The following is an 18,660-nucleotide window of genomic DNA, read 5'->3' on the forward strand; positions in this document are numbered from 1 at the left end:
GCGCTGAAGCGCCCCCTTGGGGGGCAGCGATACGCGAAGCGATGAGCGTGGGGGTTGTTTCATTTGGCCTCCTCGTCCACCGCTTGCGCGGGTTTGCGGTGGCTGCGGATCGACTGGTGCGCCAGCGCGGTCAGGATCAGCAGGGTCGAGCCGACCACCACCGAGAACACGCCGATGTCGAAGAACATGGCGCTGGCGACATGGATTTCGCCAAACAGCGGCAGCGTGAGGTGGGCCGTGTGGGTGGTGAGGAAGGGGTAGCCCAGCAGCAGCGCCCCCAGGCCGGTGATGACGGCGAACAGCAGCCCCCAGGCGATCCAGCGGATCGGGTTCAGCCTCAGGTGCGCCTCGACCCATTGCGTGCCGGCCACCATGTACTGCGCGATGAAGGCGATGGCCACCACCAGCCCGGCCACGAAGCCGCCGCCGGGCTCGTTGTGCCCGCGCATGAAGAGGTGGAAGGCCACGACGAAGGCCACGGGCAGCAGCAGCCGCACCAGCACGGCCGGCACCAGCAGGTAGCCCAGTGCGGTGTCGGGCGCCATGCGCGGGTTGATGAGGTCGGTGACGAGGTCGCGCGAGAGGATGCGCTGCTGCTGCGGCAGCGCGATGCTCTCGCGCGGCGGCCGGAAGCGCCGCAGCAGTGCGTACACCGTCAGCGCCACGGCGCCGAGCACGGTGATCTCGCCCAGGGTGTCGAAGCCGCGGAAATCCACCAGCATCACGTTGATCACGTTGTTGCCGCCGCCTTCGGGCAGCGCGCGGCTCAGGAAGAAGGGCGAGATGCTTTGCGGCGCGGGCCGGGTCAGCATGGCATGGGCCAGCGCCGCCAGGCCGGCCCCGGCGCCCAGGGCGACCAGCAGGTCGCGCACGCGGCGCACGCGGGCCCGCGCATCGGTGCGCGGGGCCTCGGCCTCCAGCCGCTTGGGCATCCAGCGCAGGCCCAGCAGGAACAGCACCGAGGTCACGACCTCCACCGCCAGCTGGGTGAGGGCGAGGTCCGGCGCCGAGAACCACACGAAGGTCAGGCAGGTCACGAGGCCGGCGCCGGCCATCAGCATCAGGGCAGCCAGGCGGTGGTACTTGGCCTGCACCGCCGCGCCGACGGCACAAACCATGCCGATCAGCCACAGCAGCGCGAACTCGCTCGTGGCCGGCACGCGCGGCCGGTCGCCCCAGGTCAGGCCCTGCTCCGACAGCGACAGGAGCGCCACCGCCATCGAGACCAGCACCAGCCACAGCAGCTGCGTCTGCAGCCGCCGGGTGCCGAGCCAGCGCAGGGCCCGCCGTGCCAGCGCGCTGAGCACGGCGATGAGGCGCTCGAACAGCCGCTTGCCGTCCAGCAGCCCGGTCAACGGCGGGTGCGCGAAGCGGCCGCGCCGCAGTTGCTCGCGCAGCAGCAGATAGCCCACGATGCCGCCGGCCATGGCCACCAGGCTCATGATCAGCGGCGCGTTGAAGCCATGCCAGACCGCCAGGCTGTAGGCCGGCAGATCCCCGCCGACCACCGGCCGTGCGGCGGTCTGCAGGGCCGGCCCCACCGACAGGGCCGGCGCGACGCCCACCACCAGGCAGGCCAGCACCAGCAGCTCGACCGGCACGCGCATCCAGCGCGGCGGCTCATGGGGCTGGCGCGGCAGGTCGGTGGAGGGCGGGCCGAAGAAGATGTCGTAGCTGAAGCGCAGCGAATAGACCACGCCGAACACGCCCGCCACCGTGGCTGCCAGCGGCAGGCCGCGCTCGACCCAGGGCAGAGACGAAATGAACACGGTCTCGGCGAAGAACATCTCCTTGGACAGGAAGCCATTGAGCAGCGGCACCCCGGCCATGGCCGCGCTGGCCACCATGGCAAGCGCGGCGGTGATGGGCATGGCGCGGCGCAGGCCGTTGAGCCGGCGGATGTCGCGCGTGCCGGTTTCGTGGTCGATGATGCCGGCGGCCATGAACAGCGAGGCCTTGAAGGTCGCGTGGTTCATGATGTGGAACACGGCGGCCACCGCGGCCAGCGGACTGTTGAGCCCGAGCAGCAGCGTGATCAGGCCCAGGTGGCTGATGGTGGAATAGGCGAGCAGGCCCTTGAGGTCGTTCTGGAACATGGCGGCATAGGCGCCCAGCAGCAGCGTGCAGACCCCGGCGCCGCCGACGATCCAGAACCAGGCTTCGGTGCCGGCCAGCACCGGCCACAGCCGCGCCAGCAGGAACACGCCGGCCTTCACCATGGTGGCCGAGTGCAGGTAGGCCGACACCGGCGTGGGCGCCGCCATCGCATGCGGCAGCCAGAAATGGAATGGAAACTGGGCGCTCTTGCTGAGGGCGCCCAGCAGCACCAGCACCAGCGCCGTCATGTACAGGGGATGCGCGCGCACCGTGTCGCCGGCGGCCAGCACCGCGTCCAGGTCGTAGCTACCCACGATGCGGCCCAGCAACAGCACGCCGGCCAGCAGGCACAGGCCGCCCGCGCCGGTGACGGTGAGCGCCATGCGCGCACCGCGCCGCGCATCGCGGCGGTGGTGCCAGTAGCCGATCAGCAGGAAGGAGAACAGGCTGGTGAGTTCCCAGAAGAACACCAGCTGGATCAGGTTGCCCGACAGCACCACGCCCAGCATGGCGCCCATGAAGGCGAGGAAGAACGAGAAGAAGCGCGGCACCGGGTCGCTCGGCGACATGTAGTAGCGCGCATAGAGCGCGACCAGCGCGCCGATGCCCGTGACCAGCATGCCGAACATCCAGGCGAAGCCGTCCACGCGCACCACGAAGTTGAGCCCGGTCGAGGGCAGCCACTGCAGTTCCTGGCGCAGCACGCCGCCGCCCTGCACCTCGGGGAACAGCAGCGCAATCTGCACCAGCCCGGCCAGCGAGACCAGGGCCGCCCAGGTGGACGCGGTGTTGCGCGCATGGGTGGGCAACAGGGCGGCGAGGGCGCTGCCGATGAAAGGCAGCGCGATGAGAAATTCCAGGGGCATGGGGCCAAGTTTAGTGGCCTCGCGCCCCCAACCGCACGTTGCGCGGCGAAAAACCTCAGCGCACGATCTCGAGCAGCCGGTCCAGCCCGCCGCTGTTGATGGCCACCATGGCCTGCTCGCGCACCCGGGGCTTGGCGTGATAGGCGACCGACAGGCCGGCCTCGCCCATCATCGGCAGGTCGTTGGCGCCATCGCCCATGGCGATGGCCTGCTTCGGTGCAATGCCCAGCCGCGTGCAGGTTTCGAGCAGCATCCTGCGCTTCTCCGCGCCGTCGCAGATGTCGCCCCAGGGCTGGTCCACCATCTGGCCGGTGAGCGCGCCGTCCTGCACCTCCAGGACGTTGGAGCGCGTGTAGTCGATCCCCAGGCGGTCGCGGATGCGGTCGGTGAAGAAGGTGAAGCCGCCCGAGACCAGCAGCACCTTCAGGCCGGCGCGCTGGCAGGCAGCCACCAGCTCGGCGGCGCCCGGGTTGAGCTGCAGGCGCTGCTCGTAGACCTGCTGCATGTGGGCCACGGTGACACCCTTGAGCAGGGCCACGCGCTGGCGCAGGCTTTCTTTGTAGTCGGTGATCTCGCCGCGCATCGCGGCCTCGGTGATGGCGGCCACCTCGGCCTTGCGGCCCGCGGCATCGGCGATCTCGTCCACGCACTCGATGTTGATCAGCGTGGAGTCCATGTCGAAGGCGATCAGCTTGAAGTCCTTCAGGTTCAGCGGCGGGGTGAAGCCCTGGATCACGAGGCCCGGGGCAATTTCGCGGGAGGAGGTCATGCGGTGGTGGTTTCCGTTTGGGGTTGTCCGAGCGAGCGCAGCACGTCGCGCACCATCTGGGCGCGGTCCTTGGGCTCCTTGAGTTCGCGCTCGATGCGCAGTTTTTCGTTGCCGGCCAGCTTGATGTGGCGGTTTTTCTGGATCAGCTCGATGATGCGCATCGAGTCGATCGGCGGGTTGGGCCGGAAGGTGATGTTGATCAGCCCCGGCGCCGCATCGACCTTCACCACGCCGTAGGGCCGGGCGATGACGCGCAGGCGGTGCACGTCGATCAGCGTCTGCGCCTGCGGCGGCAGCTTGCCGAAGCGGTCCACGATCTCCTCGAGCAGCGTGTCGATCTGGTCGGTGGTCCTCGCCGTGGCGAGCTTCTTGTAGAACGACAGGCGCAGGTGCACGTCGCCGCAGTAGTCGTCGGGCAGCAGCGCGGGCGCGTGCAGGTTGATCTCGGTGGTGACCGACAGCGGGCTCAGCAGGTCGGGCTCCTTGCCGGCCTTGAGTGAGCGCACGGCTTCGGACAGCATCTCGTTGTAGAGCTGGAAGCCGACCTCCATCATGTTGCCGCTCTGGTTCTCGCCCAGCACCTCGCCGGCGCCGCGGATCTCCAGGTCGTGCATCGCGAGGTAGAAGCCGGAGCCCAGTTCCTCCATCTGCTGGATCGCATCCAGCCGCTGGCTGGCATGCTTGGTCAGCCCTTCGGTGTCGGGCACCATCAGGTAGGCGTAGGCTTGGTGGTGGCTGCGCCCGACGCGGCCGCGCAGCTGGTGCAGCTGCGCCAGGCCGAACTTGTCGGCGCGGCTGATCACGATGGTGTTGGCCGTGGGCACGTCGATGCCGGTTTCGATGATGGTGGAGCACAGCAGCAGGTTGTGGCGCTGCGCCACGAAGTCGCGCATCACGCGCTCCAGCTCGCGCTCGGGCATCTGGCCATGGGCCACGGCGATGCGGGCCTCGGGCAGGATCTCTTCGAGCTTCTGGCGCCGGTTCTCGATGGTCTCGACCTCGTTGTGCAGGAAGTAGATCTGGCCGCCGCGCTTGAGCTCGCGCAGCACGGCCTCGCGGATCACGCCGTTGCCTTCGTTGCGCACGAAGGTCTTGATCGCCAGCCGGCGCTGCGGCGCGGTGGCGATCACCGAGAGGTCGCGCAGGCCTTCGAGCGCCATGCCCAGCGTGCGCGGGATCGGCGTGGCGGTGAGCGTGAGCACGTCGACCTCGGCGCGCAGCGCCTTCATGGCTTCCTTGTGGCGCACGCCGAAGCGGTGCTCCTCGTCGATGATGAGCAGGCCCAGGTTCTTGAACTTGGTGGATTCGGACAGCAGCTTGTGCGTGCCCACCACGATGTCCACGCCGCCGTCGGCGATGCCCTTGATGGCGGCGCTGATCTCCTTGCCCGAGCGGAAGCGTGAGACCTCGGCCACCTTCACGGGCCACTTGGCAAAGCGGTCCACCAGCGTCTGGTAGTGCTGCTCGGCCAGCAGCGTGGTGGGCGCGAGGAAGGCCACCTGGCGGCCGCCGGTGACGGCAACGAAGGCCGCGCGCAGGGCCACCTCGGTCTTGCCGAAGCCCACGTCGCCGCAGACCAGCCGGTCCATCGGGCGCGGCGAGATCATGTCCTGGATCACGGCATGGATGGCGGCGCGCTGGTCGGCGGTTTCGTCGAAGCCGAAATCGTTGGCGAAGATTTCGTAGTCCTGAGGCGAGTATCGGAACGCGTGGCCTTCCCGCGCGGCCCGGCGCGCGTAGATGTTGAGCAGCTCGGCGGCGGAGTCGCGCACCTGCTCGGCGGCCTTGCGCCTGGCTTTCTCCCACTGGCCCGAGCCGAGCTTGTGCAGCGGCGCCTCGTCGGCGCTGACGCCGGTGTAGCGGCTGATCTGGTGCAGCTGGCTCACCGGCACGTAGAGCGTGGCCTTGTCGGCGTATTCCAGGTGCAGGAATTCGCTCGAACCCTGGCCCAGGTCCATGTTGATCAGGCCCTTGTAGCGGCCGATGCCGTGGGCCGAATGGACCACCGGGTCGCCGACGTTGAGCTCCGACAGGTCCTTGATCAGGGCCTCGACGTCGCTGACCTGCTCCTGCTTCTTGCGCCGGCGCGTGGTTGGGCCGGCGGCGAAGAGCTCGGTCTCGGTCACGAAGTCGATGCCGTCCTCGAGCCAGCTGAAGCCGACCGTGAGCGCGGCGGTGGCGATGCCGAGCTTCTCGTCGCTGGACTGGAACTCGGCCAGCGAGTCGAAGGCCGGCGGGCCGACATGGCTGGCGCGCAGGAAGTCGAGCAGGCTCTCGCGCCGGCCGTCGCTCTCGGCCAGCAGCAGCACGCGGTGCGCGGTGTTGCGCACATGCTCCTTCAGGCGCGCCAGCGGCTCCTCGGCGCCGCGCAGCACCGACAGCTCGCCCAGCTTCTGGAAATGGGCGTTGTCGGCCACGTCCTCGACGGCGGGCCGGATCGCGAGCTGCGCATGGGCATTGGCCCGCGCGTAGAACTGCTCGGTGCCGAGAAACAGGGCCTCGGGCGGCAGCACCGGGCGCTCGGGGTCGCCCTGCACCAGGCGGTAGCGGTCCCGGGTGTCCTGCCAGAAGCGCTGGAAGGCCGGCTCCAGGTCGCCGTGCAGCACCACGGTGGCGTCGGCGCCGAGGTAGTCGAACACCGTGGCCGTGTCGTCAAAGAACAGCGGCAGGTAATACTCGATGCCCGCCGTGGCCACGCCGTTGCCCATGTCCTTGTAGATGCGGCTCTTGGTCGGATCGCCTTCGAGCAGCTCGCGCCAGCGGCCGCGGAATTTGGCGCGCGCCTCGTCGTCCATCGGGAATTCGCGCCCGGGCAGCAGGCGCACCTCGGGCACGGGGTAGAGGCTGCGCTGGCTGTCAGGGTCGAAGGTGCGGATGCTGTCGATCTCGTCGTCGAACAGGTCGACCCGGTAGGGCACGGGCGAGCCCATCGGGAACAGGTCGATCAGGCCGCCGCGCACCGCGTACTCGCCGGGGCTCACCACCTGCGTCACGTGGCTGTAGCCGGCCAGGGTCAACTGGGCCTTGAGCCGGGCCTCGTCGAGCTTCTGCCGGGCCTTGAAATGGAAGGTGTAGCCCGCCAGGAAGGCCGGCGGCGCCAGGCGGTACAGCGCGGTGGTGGCCGGCACGATCACGACGTCGGCCTCGTGCTGGCTGATGCGCCAGAGCGTAGCCAGCCGCTCGGAAATCAGGTCCTGGTGCGGCGAGAAGGTGTCGTAGGGCAGCGTCTCCCAGTCGGGGAACAGCGCGCAGCGCAGCTGTGGCGCGAAGAAGGCGATTTCGTCGATCAGCCGCTGCGCATCAATGGCGTCTGCCGTGACGATGGCGGTGCGCTTGCGCGCAGCCTTCTCGCGCTCGCCAAGCGCCGCGAGCAGCAGGGCATCCGCCGAGCCCGCGGGGCGGGGCAGGGTGTAGCGTTTGCCGGCCGTAAGTTTTGGTAAGTCCATCAGAAACACAAATACAAAACACCCCCCGCCTGACATGGCGGGGGGTGTAAAAGCTTGTCAGGTGCTGATTTTAAAATGTGAACACATGTCCTTGCTTGCAACAGTCGCCGGTACCCCGGCATCCCCCCGTTTTTTTGCCCTGATTCCCTGCGCGGGCACGGGCTCGCGCGCGGGCACCGCGCAGCCCAAACAGTACCAGCCGCTGGCCGGCCTGCCGATGGTGCTGCACACGCTCGCGGCGTTCGCGGCCGTGCCGCGCCTGGCGCGCTGCCTGGTGGTGGTGGCCCCCGGCGACCGCTTCCTGGACCACCCGGACGCCTCGTTTTCGATCGCGGACTGCGGCGGCGCAACGCGCGCCCTGAGCGTCCTGAACGGCCTGGGGCAACTGGCGGCGCTGGGCGCCGAGCCGCAGGACTGGGTGCTGGTGCACGATGCCGCGCGCTGCCTGGTCACGCCACGGCAGATCGAGGCCTTGATCGATGCCTGCGAGCATGACGCCGTGGGCGGGCTGCTCGCACACAAGCTGCCCGACACGCTCAAGCGCGAGGCTGGCGGGCGCGTGGCGGCCACCATCGACCGCAGCGACAAGTGGCTGGCGCAGACGCCGCAGATGTTCCGGCTCGGCGCGCTGGCGGCGGCCCTCGAGCAGGCCGGCCCGGCCGTGACCGACGAGGCCGGCGCCATGGAGGCCGCCGGCCTGCAGCCCCGGCTGGTGCCCGGCGGCGCCCAGAATTTCAAAGTGACCTATCCTGAGGACTTCGCACTGGCCGAAGCCGTGCTGAGGAGCCGACAGCCATGAACACCCCCTTGAATTTCCGGATCGGCGAGGGCTGGGACGTGCATGCCCTGGTGCCGGGCCGCCGGCTCGTCATCGGCGGGGTGGAGATCGCCCATCCGCTGGGCCTGCTCGGCCATTCCGATGCCGACGTGCTGCTGCACGCCATCACCGATGCGCTGCTCGGCGCGGCGGCGCTGGGCGACATCGGCACCCATTTCCCTGACACCGACGAGCGTTTCCGCGGCGCGGATTCCGTGGCGCTGCTGGTCGAGGCCGCGCGGCGCGTGGGCGAGGCGGGCTGGCGCATCGGCAACATCGACAGCACGGTGACGGCGCAGGCGCCCCGGCTGGCGCCCCATATCCCGGCCATGCGCGCGGCGATCGCCCAGGCGCTGGGGCTGGCGCCGGGCCAGGTCAACGTGAAAGCCAAGACGGCCGAGAAGCTGGGGCCCGTGGGGCAGGGCCTGAGCATCGAGGCGCGTGCCGTTGCACTATTGTTTTGATAGCATGAAATGACCAGGGCGCCTGGACATCGGGCCGTTTTGGCTCATGAACTGGGCAAAACCGCCTTCTTCAGCTTGATGTGCGCCGCCAGCCCGCCCGAGGTGGTGTTGACCAGGGCGAAAATGCCGCCCATGCGCTGCACCGTCTTGTCGACGATGGCCAGGCCCAGCCCGGCGCCGGTGGCGGCGGTGCGCGCCGCGTCGCCGCGGAAGAACGGCTTGACCAGGTTCGGCAGGGCCTCCTGCGACACGCCCATGCCGTGGTCGCGCACCTTGAGCAGCACCCAGTCGCCGCGCGTCTTGGCGGCGATGTCCACCACCGCGATGCCGGTCTCCGGCGTCTTGCCGTAGCGGCGGGCATTCTCCAGCAGGTTGGCGATCACGCGCGCCAGCTCCACCTCGTCGGCCAGCACATGGAGGCCGGGGGACACGTCGAGGTTGATCCGCATGTCCTCGTGGTCCTGGATGGAATAGAGGCAGGCCTCGATCACCTCGTTGAGCGGCACCGGCTTGAGCTCGGTGTGGTCGGGGCGTGCGTAGTCGAGGAACTTGTCGATGATGGCGTCGAGCTGGGTGATGTCCGCGGCCATGTGGTCGCGCGCATCGGGGTCGGCCACGCTCATCTCGGTTTCCAGCCGCAGGCGCGCCAGCGGCGTGCGCAGGTCGTGGGAGATGCCGGCCAGCATCACGGCGCGGTCCTGCTCGATCTTGGCGAGCTGCTGGGCCATGCGGTTGAAGCCGATGTTGACCTCGCGGATTTCGCTGGTCACGGCCCGCTCGTCGAGCCGGCTGGCGTCGAAGTCGCCGTCGCGCACCCGGCTGGCGGCGAACGAGAGCTGCTTGAGCGGCCGGTTGATCAGCCGCGCGATCAGGGCCGCGCCGGCCAGCGACAGCGCGGCCGCCGTCATCAGCCAGATCAGCCAGGTCTTGCCGCCCACCGGCGTGAAGCGGGCGCGGTCCATCAGCAGCCAGTAGGCATCGCCGTCGATGGCAAAGCCGACCCACAGGCCGGGCACGCCATTGACGCCACTGGAGACCACGGTGCCGGGACCCAGGCGCGCGGTGAGTTCCTCGGTGATGCGCTGCTCCTGGGCATCGCTGTCGAACGGCGCGAACTTGTCGCCGGGCTCGCGCGGCACGATGCCCACGCCTTCCTGGTCAGCCAGCGTCTTGATCAGCGACACCCGGGCAATCGCGTCCGAGTGCACCAGCGCGGCGCGGCTGAGGTTGACCAGCGAGGCGATCTGGTGCGCGGTCTGGATCGCGCGCGGCTCGAATTCGAGCGCGCGGAAGGTCTGCAGCCAGGCCACGATGCTGCCGATCAGCAGCAGGGCGAGCAGGAAGAAGGTGCGCCAGAACAGGCTCAGGCCGACGCGGGGCCGCGATTCGAGCGGCGCAGGCGCCGTCTCCAGCGGAGCCGGTCCGGTGGCGTCGATGTGGGTTGAGGCGGTGTGGATCAATCGGGTTCACCCGGCGCGGGCGAACCGGCGCCTTGGAGACGGCACAGAGAAGGGGTCAGCCCGCACCGTCCGGAACAAACACGTAGCCGACGCCCCAGACGGTCTGAATATAACGCGGCGAGGCGGCGTCGAGCTCGACCAGCTTGCGCAGGCGCGAGACCTGCACGTCCAGGCTGCGGTCGAACGGCTCGAACTCGCGCCCGCGCGCCAGCTGGGCCAGCTTTTCGCGCGACAGCGGCTGGCGCGGATGGCGCACCAGCGCCTTGAGCATGGCGAATTCGCCCGTGGTCAGCGGCAGCTCCTCGCCGTTCTTGCGCAGCGTGCGCGCGCCCAGGTCGAACGCGAACGGGCCGAAATTGACCACCTCGTTGTCGGTGGAAGGCGCGCCCGGCGCTTCCTGCGGCGGGCGGCGGCGCAGCACGGCGTGCACGCGGGCCAGCAGCTCGCGGGGGTTGAACGGCTTGCCCAGGTAGTCGTCGGCGCCGACTTCGAGGCCCACGATGCGGTCCACGTCCTCGCCCTTGGCGGTGAGCATGATGATGGGCGTGCGGTCGTTGGCGGCACGCAGGCGGCGGCAGATCGAGAGGCCGTCTTCGCCGGGCATCATCAGGTCCAGCACGATCAGATCGGCGGTTTCGCGCAACATGATCCGGTTCAGGGCCTTGCCATCCTCGGCCAGGATGACTTCAAATCCCTCCTGCGTCAGGTAGCGGCGCAGCAAGTCGCGAATGCGGGCGTCATCGTCCACCACCAGAATCTTGTCGGTGCGGGTTGCAGTTTGGGTCATGACGTTCACTCAGGTATTTGTAACAGAGCCGATTTTGGCGCTTGAAAACCACGATTCCCCGGGTGCCATGACACACTGTTACAAATATTGCGGGTGCACGCAGGACCTTCACCGGCGCGACGTGAACGCAGGAGAATCTGCACCCGTTGAGGTATTGATCATGAAAAAAATCTTCGTGTTGTTGGCATGTGTCGTGGCGGGAGTTCCGGCATGGGCGCAGGATCAGGTGAGCAAGGCCGAGCCGCTGGACCGCCAGCAGCAGGATGAGCAGCGCCGGATCGAACTGCGCAACGCCATCCAGGAGCAGCGGCAGGCCAAGGACCCGGGCGCGAGCCGCCACCTGTCGTCGGAACAGCGCGCCGAACTGCGCCAGCAATTGAGGGAGCAGGCGCCGCCGCTCAGAAGAGGCGGGCGGCCGTGACGCCGGCCCGGGTCATGGCCGCGCTGCTGCTGGCCGCCGGCATGGCGGCGGCGCAGGCCGCTCCCCGGGCCATGACTCAGGCGGAAGCCCGCCACCTGCTCGTGCGCACCGGGTTTGCACCGACGCAGGCCGAGGTCGACCGCATCGCCGGGCAGGATGCGCAGCGCGTGGTGGCCGATCTGGTGGCCCGCGCCCAGGCCGCCCGGCCGCTGTACCCGCCGCCGGATTTCGTGTCCGAGCCGCCGCCGATTCCCAACACGCTGCTCAAAAGCAAGGAAGAGCAGCTGGCCATGCGCCAGCAGCAGCTGCGCGAAAGCCTGGAGCTCAAGACCTGGTGGATGCGCGAGATGATCGAAACGCCGACGCCGCTGGCCGAGCGCATGGTGCTGTTCTGGCACAACCACTTTGCCACCTCGCAGCAGAAGGTGTTCCGCTCGCAGGCCATGTGGCACCAGCACCAGGTGCTGCGCGCCGAGGCCCTCGGCAATTTCCGGCGGCTGCTGCACGGCGTGGCGAAGGACCCGGCGATGCTGGTCTACCTCGACGGCGCCAACAGCCGCAAGGAAGCGCCCAACGAGAACTTCGCGCGCGAGGTGATGGAGCTGTTCACCCTCGGCGAGGCCAGCCAGGGCGGCGGCTACAGCGAGCAGGACATCAAGGAAGCCGCGCGCGCCTTCACCGGCTGGAGCATCGAGTACGCCGATTTCTCGTACCGCTTTCGCCCGGCACTCCACGACAACGGCAACAAGACGGTGCTGGGGCAGAGCGGCAACTTCGACGGCGATGCCGTGCTCGACGTGATGCTCGAGCAGCCGGCCGCGGCCCGTTTCATCACGGCCAAGCTCTGGAAGGAGTTCGTCTCGCCGGTGCCCGAGGCGCGCGAGGTGGAGCGCATTGCCCAGGATTTTCGCGCCAGCGGCTATGACATCGCGACCGCCGTGCGCGAGCTGCTGCTCAGCCCCGCGTTCTGGGCCCCGGCCAACCGCGGCAGCCTGATCAAGTCGCCGGTCGACCTGGTGGTGGGAACGGTGCGGCAGTTCGGCTTCAGCTATACCGACACCATGCCCTTCGTGCTGAAGTCGGCGCAGCTCGGCCAGAATCTGCTGGTGCCGCCCAACGTGAAGGGCTGGCCGGGCTACACCGAATGGATCAACACCGCCACCCTGCTGGAGCGCAAGCGCTTCACCGAGCAGCTGTTCCGCGCCGTGGAGCTGCGCGGCGAATCGAAGGAGCCGCCGATCGCCATGGGGCCGGGCGGGCGGATGCTGCCGGGCGATGGCAGCGCCATGATGCAGAACGCTGCGGCCGGCCCCGGCGCGCCGCGCCTGCCGGGCCGCGACGGCATCATGCGGGTGGCCGAGGGCATGGCGAAGATCACGTTCGATCCGGAGCAGTGGCTGTCCCAGTATGGCGGCCATGCGGACCGCGAGCCGTCCGATGAGCTGAAAGCGCGCCTGGCCCGGACGCTGCTGGCCGTGCCCGCAACGCACGACATCGCGCCCGGCACCGTGGGCGTGGCCTACCTGCGCACGCTCACGCTCGATCCCGCCTACCAGCTCAAATGAGCCATGAGGTGCTGACATGAAACGCCGCGACGTCCTGAACCTGTTTTCCAGCGCCACCGGCGCGGCCCTGCTGGGCACCCATGCGCCCGGCTGGGCACAGGCCGTGCAGCAGCGCGCGACCGGCGCGACCGACCGCATCCTGGTCCTGATCGAGCTCAAGGGCGGCAACGACGGCCTGAACATGGTCGTACCCTATACCGACGACACCTACTACCAGCTGCGCAGCAGCATCGCGATTGCGCGCGACAGCGTGATCCGCATCGACTCGCGCATGGGCCTGCATCCCGATCTCCAGGCCCTGGTGCCGCTGTGGGAGAAAGACGAGCTGGCCATCGTGCAGGGCGTGGGCTACCCGCAGGCCAACCTGTCGCACTTCCGCTCGATCGAGATCTGGGAAACCGCGTCCCGGTCCGGCGAATACCTGGCCGATGGCTGGGTGGCGCGGGCCATGAAGGCCGGCTACGGCCGCGACGTCCATTTCGCCGCCGAGGGCGTGCTGATCGGCCTGAATGATTTCGGGCCCCTGGCGGGCGCGCGCGCGGTCACGCTCTACAACCCGGAGGCGTTCGTCAACCAAGCCCGCTTCGCCATGCCCGGCCATGCCAGCGGCAACCCGGCCTTGCAGCATCTGCTGCGGGTGGAGAACGACGTGAGCGAGGCCGCGCAGGCGCTGCGCGGCGAGAAATTTGCGTTCGCCACGGAATTTCCGGCCAATGGCTTTGGCAGCAGCGTGCGCGCCGCGGCGCAAGTGGTGGCCACGCAGCGCGGCAAGGCGGGGGTGCCGGTGATCGTGCTCACGCTCGGCAGCTTCGACACGCACCAGGGCCAGCTGGGCATCCAGGCGGGCCTGCTCAGGCAACTGGGCGAGGGCCTGGCGGCGCTCAGGAGCAGCCTGACGGAACTCGGCGCCTGGGACCGCACGCTGGTCATGACCTTCTCGGAGTTCGGGCGCCGGGCGCGCCAGAACCAGAGCAATGGCACCGACCATGGCACCGTGGCGCCTCATTTCGTGGCCGGCGGTGCCGTGCGCGGCGGCCTGTATGGCCCCGCGCCCGAGCTGACGCGGCTGGATGGCACGCAGAATCTGTACTACAGCACGGACTTCCGCCAGCTCTATGCCACCGTGGCGCGGGACTGGTGGGGAGTCAACCCCGACAATGTAGTGCGCGGCCGGTTCGAGCCGGTCGGTTTTTTAAGAACCTGAAAGGGAAGATGAATGAAGAGTGCTACAAAAATAATAGCTACGGTTGTCCTGCTGGCGGGGACCTCCGCCGCATTTGCCCAGAATATACCGTACCAGCCGCCGCAGAACGTGGTGCAGCTGTCGGCCAGCGGCTCGGTGGAGGTGCAGCAGGATCTGCTGAGCATGAGCCTGAACACCACCAAGGAGGGGCCCGATGCGGGCACGGTGCAGAATCAGTTGAAGGTGGCGCTGGACGCCGCGCTGACCGAGGCGAAGAAGGCCGCGCAGCCGGGCCAGCTCGATGTTCGCACCGGCAACTTCAGCCTGTACCCGCGCTACGCCAAGGACGGCAAGATCAGCGGCTGGCAGGGCACGGCCGAGCTGGTGCTGGAAGGCCGTGATTTCGCGCGCATCAGCACCACCGCAGGCCGGATCCAGACGCTGACCATGGGCAACGTGGCTTTCGGCCTGAGCCGCGAGCAGCGCGCCAAGGTTGAGGGCGAGGCGCAAAGCATCGCCATTGACCGCTTCAAGGCGAAGGCGGGCGACATCGCCAAGGGCTTCGGCTTTGGCAGCTACACGCTGCGCGAAGTCTCGGTCAATGCCAACGACCAGGGATTCGTGCCGCGTCCGCGCATGATGGCGATGGAGGCCAAGGCCGCCGCCTCCGACATGGCCGTGCCGGCGGAGGCCGGCAAGAGCACCGTGGTCGTCACGGTGAACGGCTCCGTGCAGCTCAAGTAGCGCAAGTGCCGGGGCCGGGCTCGTGCCGCAGCGGCGAGGCCTTCGCCCCGCGTGCTACTACTGGGCCGTCCAGCCCCCATCCACCTGCCAGGCCACGCCGCGCACATTGTCGGCGGACGAGGAGCACAGGAACACCGCCAGCTCGCCGAGTTGCTGCGGCGTGGTGAACTGCAGCGAGGGCTGCTTCTCGCCCAGCAGTTCGCGCTGGGCCTGCTCGACCGGAATGCCCTCGCGCGCCGCGCGATCGTCGATCTGCTTTTGCACCAGGGGCGTCAGCACCCAGCCGGGGCAGATCGCGTTGCTGGTCACGCCGGTGGTGGCGGTTTCGAGCGCCGTGGCCTTGGTGAAGCCCACGATGCCATGCTTGGCCGCCACATAGGCGGACTTGCCGGCCGACGCCACCAGCCCGTGGGTGGAGGCGATGTTGATCACGCGGCCCCAGTTCGCGGCCTTCATCGCGGGCAGCGCCAGGCGCGTGGTGTGGAAGGCGCTGGAAAGATTGATGGCGATGATGGCGTCCCACCGCGCCACCGGGAAATCCTCCACGCTGGCCACATGCTGGATGCCGGCGTTGTTGACCAGGATGTCCACGCGGCCGAACTGCGAGGCGGCGAACTTCATCATGTCCTCGATCTCGGCGGGCTGGCTCATGTCGGCGCCGTGGTAGGCCACCTTGGCGCCGAGCGCGGCGATCTCCGCCTTGGGTCCTTCGGCGTCGCCGAAGCCGTTGAGCACGATGTTGGCGCCCTGGGCGGCCAGGCATTTGGCGACACCGAGGCCGATGCCGCTGGTGGAGCCGGTGACGAGGGCGGTCTTGCCTTTCAGCATGAAGTTTCTCCAGTGAGGTGATGGCACTTGATTTACGATGCCATTATCAATCCGGCAATTGCACCATGTCTGAACCTACGCTGAACTACGTATCCTGTCCCGACCCTTCCGGCGGCCATCGCATGGCCTACTGGGAGTGGGGCGACCCGGCCAATCCGCACGTGGTGCTGTGCGTGCATGGCCTGTCGCGCCAGGGGCGGGATTTCGACACGCTGGCGCGTGCCCTGAGCCCCCGCGTGCGCGTGGTCTGCCCTGATGTGGTGGGGCGCGGCCGCAGCGACTGGCTCAAGGACCCGATGGGCTACCAGATGCCGACCTATGTCGCCGACATGATGGCCTTGCTGGCGCAGCTCAAGCCGGCCACGCTGGACTGGCTGGGCACCAGCATGGGCGGCCTGATCGGCATGACGGTGTGCGGCATGAACGCAGCGGCGGCCCCGGCACTGGTGCGCCGGCTGGTGCTCAACGATGTGGGGCCCGTGATCCAGTGGGCCTCGATCCAGCGCATTGCGGCCTACCTGGGCAACACGGGTCATTTCGCCGACGTGCAACAGGCGGCCGACGCGATGTGGGCCATCTCCACCACCTTCGGGCCGCACACGCCCGAGCAGTGGCTGGCGCTGTCGCGGCCCATGGTGAAGCCGGCCGAGGGCGGCGGGGTGACGCTGCACTACGACCCGGCCCTGGCCGTGCCCGTGCGCGCCGCGACCGAGGAATCGACGCGCCAGGGCGAGGCCTTGCTGTGGCAACTCTATGACCAGATCCAGGCCAGGACGTTGCTGCTGCGCGGTGCCGTGTCCGATCTGCTGTCGCGCGAGACGGCGCTGGCCATGACGCAGCGCGGACCGAAGGCACGGCTGGTGGAGTTCGCCGGGATCGGCCACGCGCCGACGCTGATCGCCCCGGACCAGGTGGAGACCGTGGCGTCCTTCCTGCTGGATTGAGAAGGGGCTGACACGCGAATGAAAAGCCTGACGGTGGAGCCCTCGGGTTCCTCTCCTGTTCCCGAACTGATTGCCGCCACGGCCCAGAGCCTGCCCGAACAGGCCCACGCGCTGGTGCGGGCGCGCGCCTTCGCCGAGCCGCTGATCGCCGGCGAAACCCTGGACACCGGCGAGAACACGCTGGCCCATGCCGATGCGGTGGCCGCCATCCTCAAGGTCATCGGCGGCTCGGAGGCCATGCAGGCCGCAAGCTACCTGGTCTATGCCTGCGAGCACCTGAACAAGCCGCGCGAGGTGATCGCCAAGGCCTTTGGCGACAGCTTCGCCGAGCTGGCGGTGGAAACGACCAAGCTGGTGCATGTGCAGCGGCAGGCGCGCATGGCGCAGGCCTCGGTGCAGCGGGTCAATGCGCCCGCGGTGCAGACCGAGAACGTGCGCAAGATGCTGCTGGCGTTCTCGCGCGACCTGCGGGTGGTGATGCTGCGCCTCGCATCCCGGCTGCAGACGCTGCGCTACCACGCGGCCAGCAAGATCGCGGCGCCGCCCAGCGTGGCGCGCGAGTCGCTGCAGGTGTTCGCGCCGCTGGCCAACCGGCTGGGCATCTGGCAGGTCAAGTGGGAGATGGAGGACCTGGCGTTCCGCTTCCTCGAGCCCGACACCTACCGCGAAGTGGCGCACCTGCTTGACGAGAAGCGCGCCGAGCGCGAGGTCTTCATGGAGCAGTTGCGCGGCCAGGTCGAATCCGACCTGCGCGCGCACAGCATCAGCGCCAGCGTGCAGGGGCGGCCCAAACACATCTACAGCATCGTGCGCAAGATGCGCGGCAAGTCGCTCGACTTCGACCAGGTGTTCGACATCCGCGCGCTGCGCGTGATCGTGCCCACGGTGAAGGACTGCTACGCCGCGCTGAGCCGGGTGCACGAGCGCTTCAAGCCGATCGAGTCCGAGTTCGACGACTACATCGCCAAGCCCAAGCCCAACGGCTACCAGTCGCTGCACACCGTGGTGCGCGACGATGCGGGCAAGGCCATCGAGATCCAGATCCGCACCCAGGCCATGCACGACCATGCCGAACATGGCGTGGCGGCGCACTGGGCCTACAAGGAGGCGGGCAGCAAGGGCTACGCCGGTGTCTCGGCCAGCAGCGACTACGACGCCAAGATCGCGGTGCTGCGCCAGTTGCTGGCCTGGGAGCGCGACCTCGCGGGCGAGGTGCAGAACCAGGGGCTGTTCGACGACCGCATCTATGTGCTCACGCCCGACGCCGCCATCGTGGAGCTGCCGCAGGGCGCCACGCCGGTGGATTTCGCCTACAGCGTGCACACCAGCCTGGGCCACCGCTGCCGCGGCGCCAAGGTGGACGGCGCGATGGTGCCGCTCAACACACCGCTGCAGAACGGCCAGACCGTGGAGGTCACCGCCATCAAGGAAGGCGGGCCTTCGCGCGACTGGCTCAACGCCGATCTGGGCTACCTGGTCAGCTCGCGCGCCAAGGCCAAGGTGCGCGCCTGGTTCAACGCGCAGATCACGCATGAAACGGTGGCGCGCGGGCGCGAGGCGGTGGAGAAGCTGCTGCAGCGCGAAGGCCGGACGGCCATGAAGCTCGACGACCTGGCCTCGCAACTGGGCTTCAAGTCGGCCGACGACCTGTTCGAGGTGGTGGGCAAGGACGAGTTCTCGCTGCGCAACATCGAAACACTGCTCAGGCCGCCGGAGCCCGTGCTGCCGCCCGACGAATTCCTGCTGCTCAGGAAGTCGCGCAACGTCGAGAAGACGCCCAAGGGCGGCGTGCTGGTGGTGGGCATCGATTCGCTGCTCACGCAATTGGCCAAGTGCTGCAAGCCCGCGCCGCCTGATGCCATCGGCGGCTTCGTCACGCGCGGCAAGGGCGTCAGCATCCACCGCGCCGACTGCAGCAACTTCCGCGAGCTGGCTGCACGCAATGCCGAGCGCGTCATCGAGGTGCAGTGGGGCCATCCGAAGGCGGCCGATGCTGCAGTCTATCCGGTGGACGTGGCGGTGGAGGCGGCCGACCGGCAGGGCCTGCTGCGCGACATCTCGGAAGTGTTCGCCAAAGAGAAGATGAACGTGATCGGCGTGCAGACCCAGTCGGTCAAGGGCACGGCCTGGATGACGTTCACGGTGGAGGTGGCCGACTCGGCGCGCCTGGCCAAAGTGCTGGGCACGGTGGCCGAGGTGTCGGGCGTGCGCTCGGCGCGGCGGCGCTGAACGGCGCCATGCATTTGATGAGATGACGATGCATGCGGGC

The 18,660-nt window shown here is 68.7% G+C and carries 14 protein-coding genes; 8 read left to right on the forward strand and 6 right to left on the reverse strand.

Annotation, left to right across the window (positions count from 1 at the left end; all coding sequences use genetic code 11):
* Positions 1-59: 59 nt before the first annotated feature.
* The 3 genes from MMF98_RS07165 to mfd are packed head-to-tail and all read right to left on the reverse strand — an operon-like array spanning position 60 to position 7,178.
* Positions 60-2,963 (reverse strand): monovalent cation/H+ antiporter subunit A, encoded by a 2,904-nt coding sequence (locus MMF98_RS07165; RefSeq protein ID WP_243305552.1) that lies wholly within the window; start codon positions 2,961-2,963, stop codon positions 60-62.
* A 55-nt stretch (positions 2,964-3,018) separates the two neighbouring features.
* Positions 3,019-3,732 (reverse strand): phosphoserine phosphatase SerB, encoded by a 714-nt coding sequence (gene serB / locus MMF98_RS07170; protein WP_243305553.1) that lies wholly within the window; start codon positions 3,730-3,732, stop codon positions 3,019-3,021.
* Positions 3,729-7,178 carry a transcription-repair coupling factor gene (gene mfd, locus MMF98_RS07175; protein WP_243305554.1) on the reverse strand — a complete coding sequence of 1,150 codons (3,450 nt, stop codon included), beginning with the start codon at positions 7,176-7,178 and terminating at the stop codon, positions 3,729-3,731. Before mfd ends, serB begins: the two co-directional genes overlap by 4 nt.
* Positions 7,179-7,263: 85 nt before the next feature.
* On the opposite strand from mfd, the gene ispD reads away from it, so the two are divergent.
* Both ispD and ispF read left to right on the forward strand, forming a co-directional pair.
* The gene (ispD, locus tag MMF98_RS07180) at positions 7,264-7,977 is read left to right on the forward strand and encodes a 2-C-methyl-D-erythritol 4-phosphate cytidylyltransferase (RefSeq protein WP_243305555.1); all 714 of its coding nucleotides are present in this window, start codon (positions 7,264-7,266) and stop codon (positions 7,975-7,977) included.
* Positions 7,974-8,459: a 2-C-methyl-D-erythritol 2,4-cyclodiphosphate synthase gene (gene ispF, locus MMF98_RS07185; protein WP_243305556.1), complete on the forward strand. Its 486-nt coding sequence runs from the start codon at positions 7,974-7,976 to the stop codon at positions 8,457-8,459. Before ispD ends, ispF begins: the two co-directional genes overlap by 4 nt.
* Before the next feature lie 44 nt (positions 8,460-8,503).
* Here the strand turns inward: ispF and MMF98_RS07190 are convergent, their stop codons facing one another.
* On the reverse strand, positions 8,504-9,919 hold the full coding sequence (locus tag MMF98_RS07190) for a sensor histidine kinase (protein ID WP_243305557.1): 1,416 nt from the start codon (positions 9,917-9,919) through the stop codon (positions 8,504-8,506).
* 55 nt (positions 9,920-9,974) lie between these two features.
* Complete coding sequence (gene ompR / locus MMF98_RS07195) at positions 9,975-10,706, reverse strand: osmolarity response regulator transcription factor OmpR (protein WP_243305558.1); 732 nt, start codon at positions 10,704-10,706, stop codon at positions 9,975-9,977.
* On the opposite strand from ompR, the gene MMF98_RS07200 reads away from it, so the two are divergent.
* From MMF98_RS07200 to MMF98_RS07215, 4 genes are read left to right on the forward strand one after another with little or no spacing between them, the layout of a single operon-like run.
* Positions 10,705-11,127: a hypothetical protein gene (locus tag MMF98_RS07200; protein ID WP_243305559.1), complete on the forward strand. Its 423-nt coding sequence runs from the start codon at positions 10,705-10,707 to the stop codon at positions 11,125-11,127. The two genes, ompR and MMF98_RS07200, sit on opposite strands and share 2 nt — an antisense overlap.
* The gene (locus tag MMF98_RS07205; RefSeq protein ID WP_243305560.1) at positions 11,124-12,692 is read left to right on the forward strand and encodes a DUF1800 domain-containing protein; all 1,569 of its coding nucleotides are present in this window, start codon (positions 11,124-11,126) and stop codon (positions 12,690-12,692) included. Before MMF98_RS07200 ends, MMF98_RS07205 begins: the two co-directional genes overlap by 4 nt.
* Positions 12,693-12,708: 16 nt before the next feature.
* Positions 12,709-13,896 (forward strand): DUF1501 domain-containing protein, encoded by a 1,188-nt coding sequence (locus MMF98_RS07210; RefSeq protein ID WP_243305561.1) that lies wholly within the window; start codon positions 12,709-12,711, stop codon positions 13,894-13,896.
* A 12-nt stretch (positions 13,897-13,908) separates the two neighbouring features.
* On the forward strand, positions 13,909-14,619 hold the full coding sequence (locus MMF98_RS07215; RefSeq protein WP_243305562.1) for an SIMPL domain-containing protein: 711 nt from the start codon (positions 13,909-13,911) through the stop codon (positions 14,617-14,619).
* Positions 14,620-14,676: 57 nt separating this feature from the next.
* On the opposite strand, the gene MMF98_RS07220 is transcribed toward MMF98_RS07215, so the two are convergent.
* Positions 14,677-15,447, reverse strand: a complete 771-nt coding sequence (locus MMF98_RS07220) for a 3-hydroxybutyrate dehydrogenase (RefSeq protein WP_243305563.1) — start codon at positions 15,445-15,447, stop codon at positions 14,677-14,679.
* 65 nt (positions 15,448-15,512) lie between these two features.
* On the opposite strand from MMF98_RS07220, the gene MMF98_RS07225 reads away from it, so the two are divergent.
* Together MMF98_RS07225 and MMF98_RS07230 are read left to right on the forward strand one after the other, a co-directional pair.
* The gene (locus tag MMF98_RS07225) at positions 15,513-16,391 is read left to right on the forward strand and encodes an alpha/beta fold hydrolase (RefSeq protein WP_243305564.1); all 879 of its coding nucleotides are present in this window, start codon (positions 15,513-15,515) and stop codon (positions 16,389-16,391) included.
* An 18-nt stretch (positions 16,392-16,409) separates the two neighbouring features.
* Positions 16,410-18,620: a RelA/SpoT family protein gene (locus MMF98_RS07230; RefSeq protein WP_243305565.1), complete on the forward strand. Its 2,211-nt coding sequence runs from the start codon at positions 16,410-16,412 to the stop codon at positions 18,618-18,620.
* The last annotated feature ends 40 nt before the right edge of the window (positions 18,621-18,660 follow it).

It is taken from the genome of Variovorax terrae (assembly GCF_022809125.1).
Taxonomy (GTDB): domain Bacteria; phylum Pseudomonadota; class Gammaproteobacteria; order Burkholderiales; family Burkholderiaceae_C; genus Variovorax_A; species Variovorax_A terrae.

Bases quoted from the DNA above. Each gene is read 5' to 3' on its own strand.
- MMF98_RS07200 (WP_243305559.1), top strand. From the start codon at position 10,705: ATGACGTTCACTCAGGTATTTGTAACAGAGCCGATTTTGGCGCTTGAA.
- mfd (WP_243305554.1), bottom strand. From the start codon at position 7,178: ATGGACTTACCAAAACTTACGGCCGGCAAACGCTACACCCTGCCCCGC.
- ispD (WP_243305555.1), top strand. From the start codon at position 7,264: ATGTCCTTGCTTGCAACAGTCGCCGGTACCCCGGCATCCCCCCGTTTT.
- MMF98_RS07220 (WP_243305563.1), bottom strand. From the start codon at position 15,447: ATGCTGAAAGGCAAGACCGCCCTCGTCACCGGCTCCACCAGCGGCATC.
- ispF (WP_243305556.1), top strand. From the start codon at position 7,974: ATGAACACCCCCTTGAATTTCCGGATCGGCGAGGGCTGGGACGTGCAT.
- MMF98_RS07165 (WP_243305552.1), bottom strand. From the start codon at position 2,963: ATGCCCCTGGAATTTCTCATCGCGCTGCCTTTCATCGGCAGCGCCCTC.
- ompR (WP_243305558.1), bottom strand. From the start codon at position 10,706: ATGACCCAAACTGCAACCCGCACCGACAAGATTCTGGTGGTGGACGAT.
- MMF98_RS07210 (WP_243305561.1), top strand. From the start codon at position 12,709: ATGAAACGCCGCGACGTCCTGAACCTGTTTTCCAGCGCCACCGGCGCG.
- MMF98_RS07215 (WP_243305562.1), top strand. From the start codon at position 13,909: ATGAAGAGTGCTACAAAAATAATAGCTACGGTTGTCCTGCTGGCGGGG.
- MMF98_RS07230 (WP_243305565.1), top strand. From the start codon at position 16,410: ATGAAAAGCCTGACGGTGGAGCCCTCGGGTTCCTCTCCTGTTCCCGAA.
- serB (WP_243305553.1), bottom strand. From the start codon at position 3,732: ATGACCTCCTCCCGCGAAATTGCCCCGGGCCTCGTGATCCAGGGCTTC.
- MMF98_RS07225 (WP_243305564.1), top strand. From the start codon at position 15,513: ATGTCTGAACCTACGCTGAACTACGTATCCTGTCCCGACCCTTCCGGC.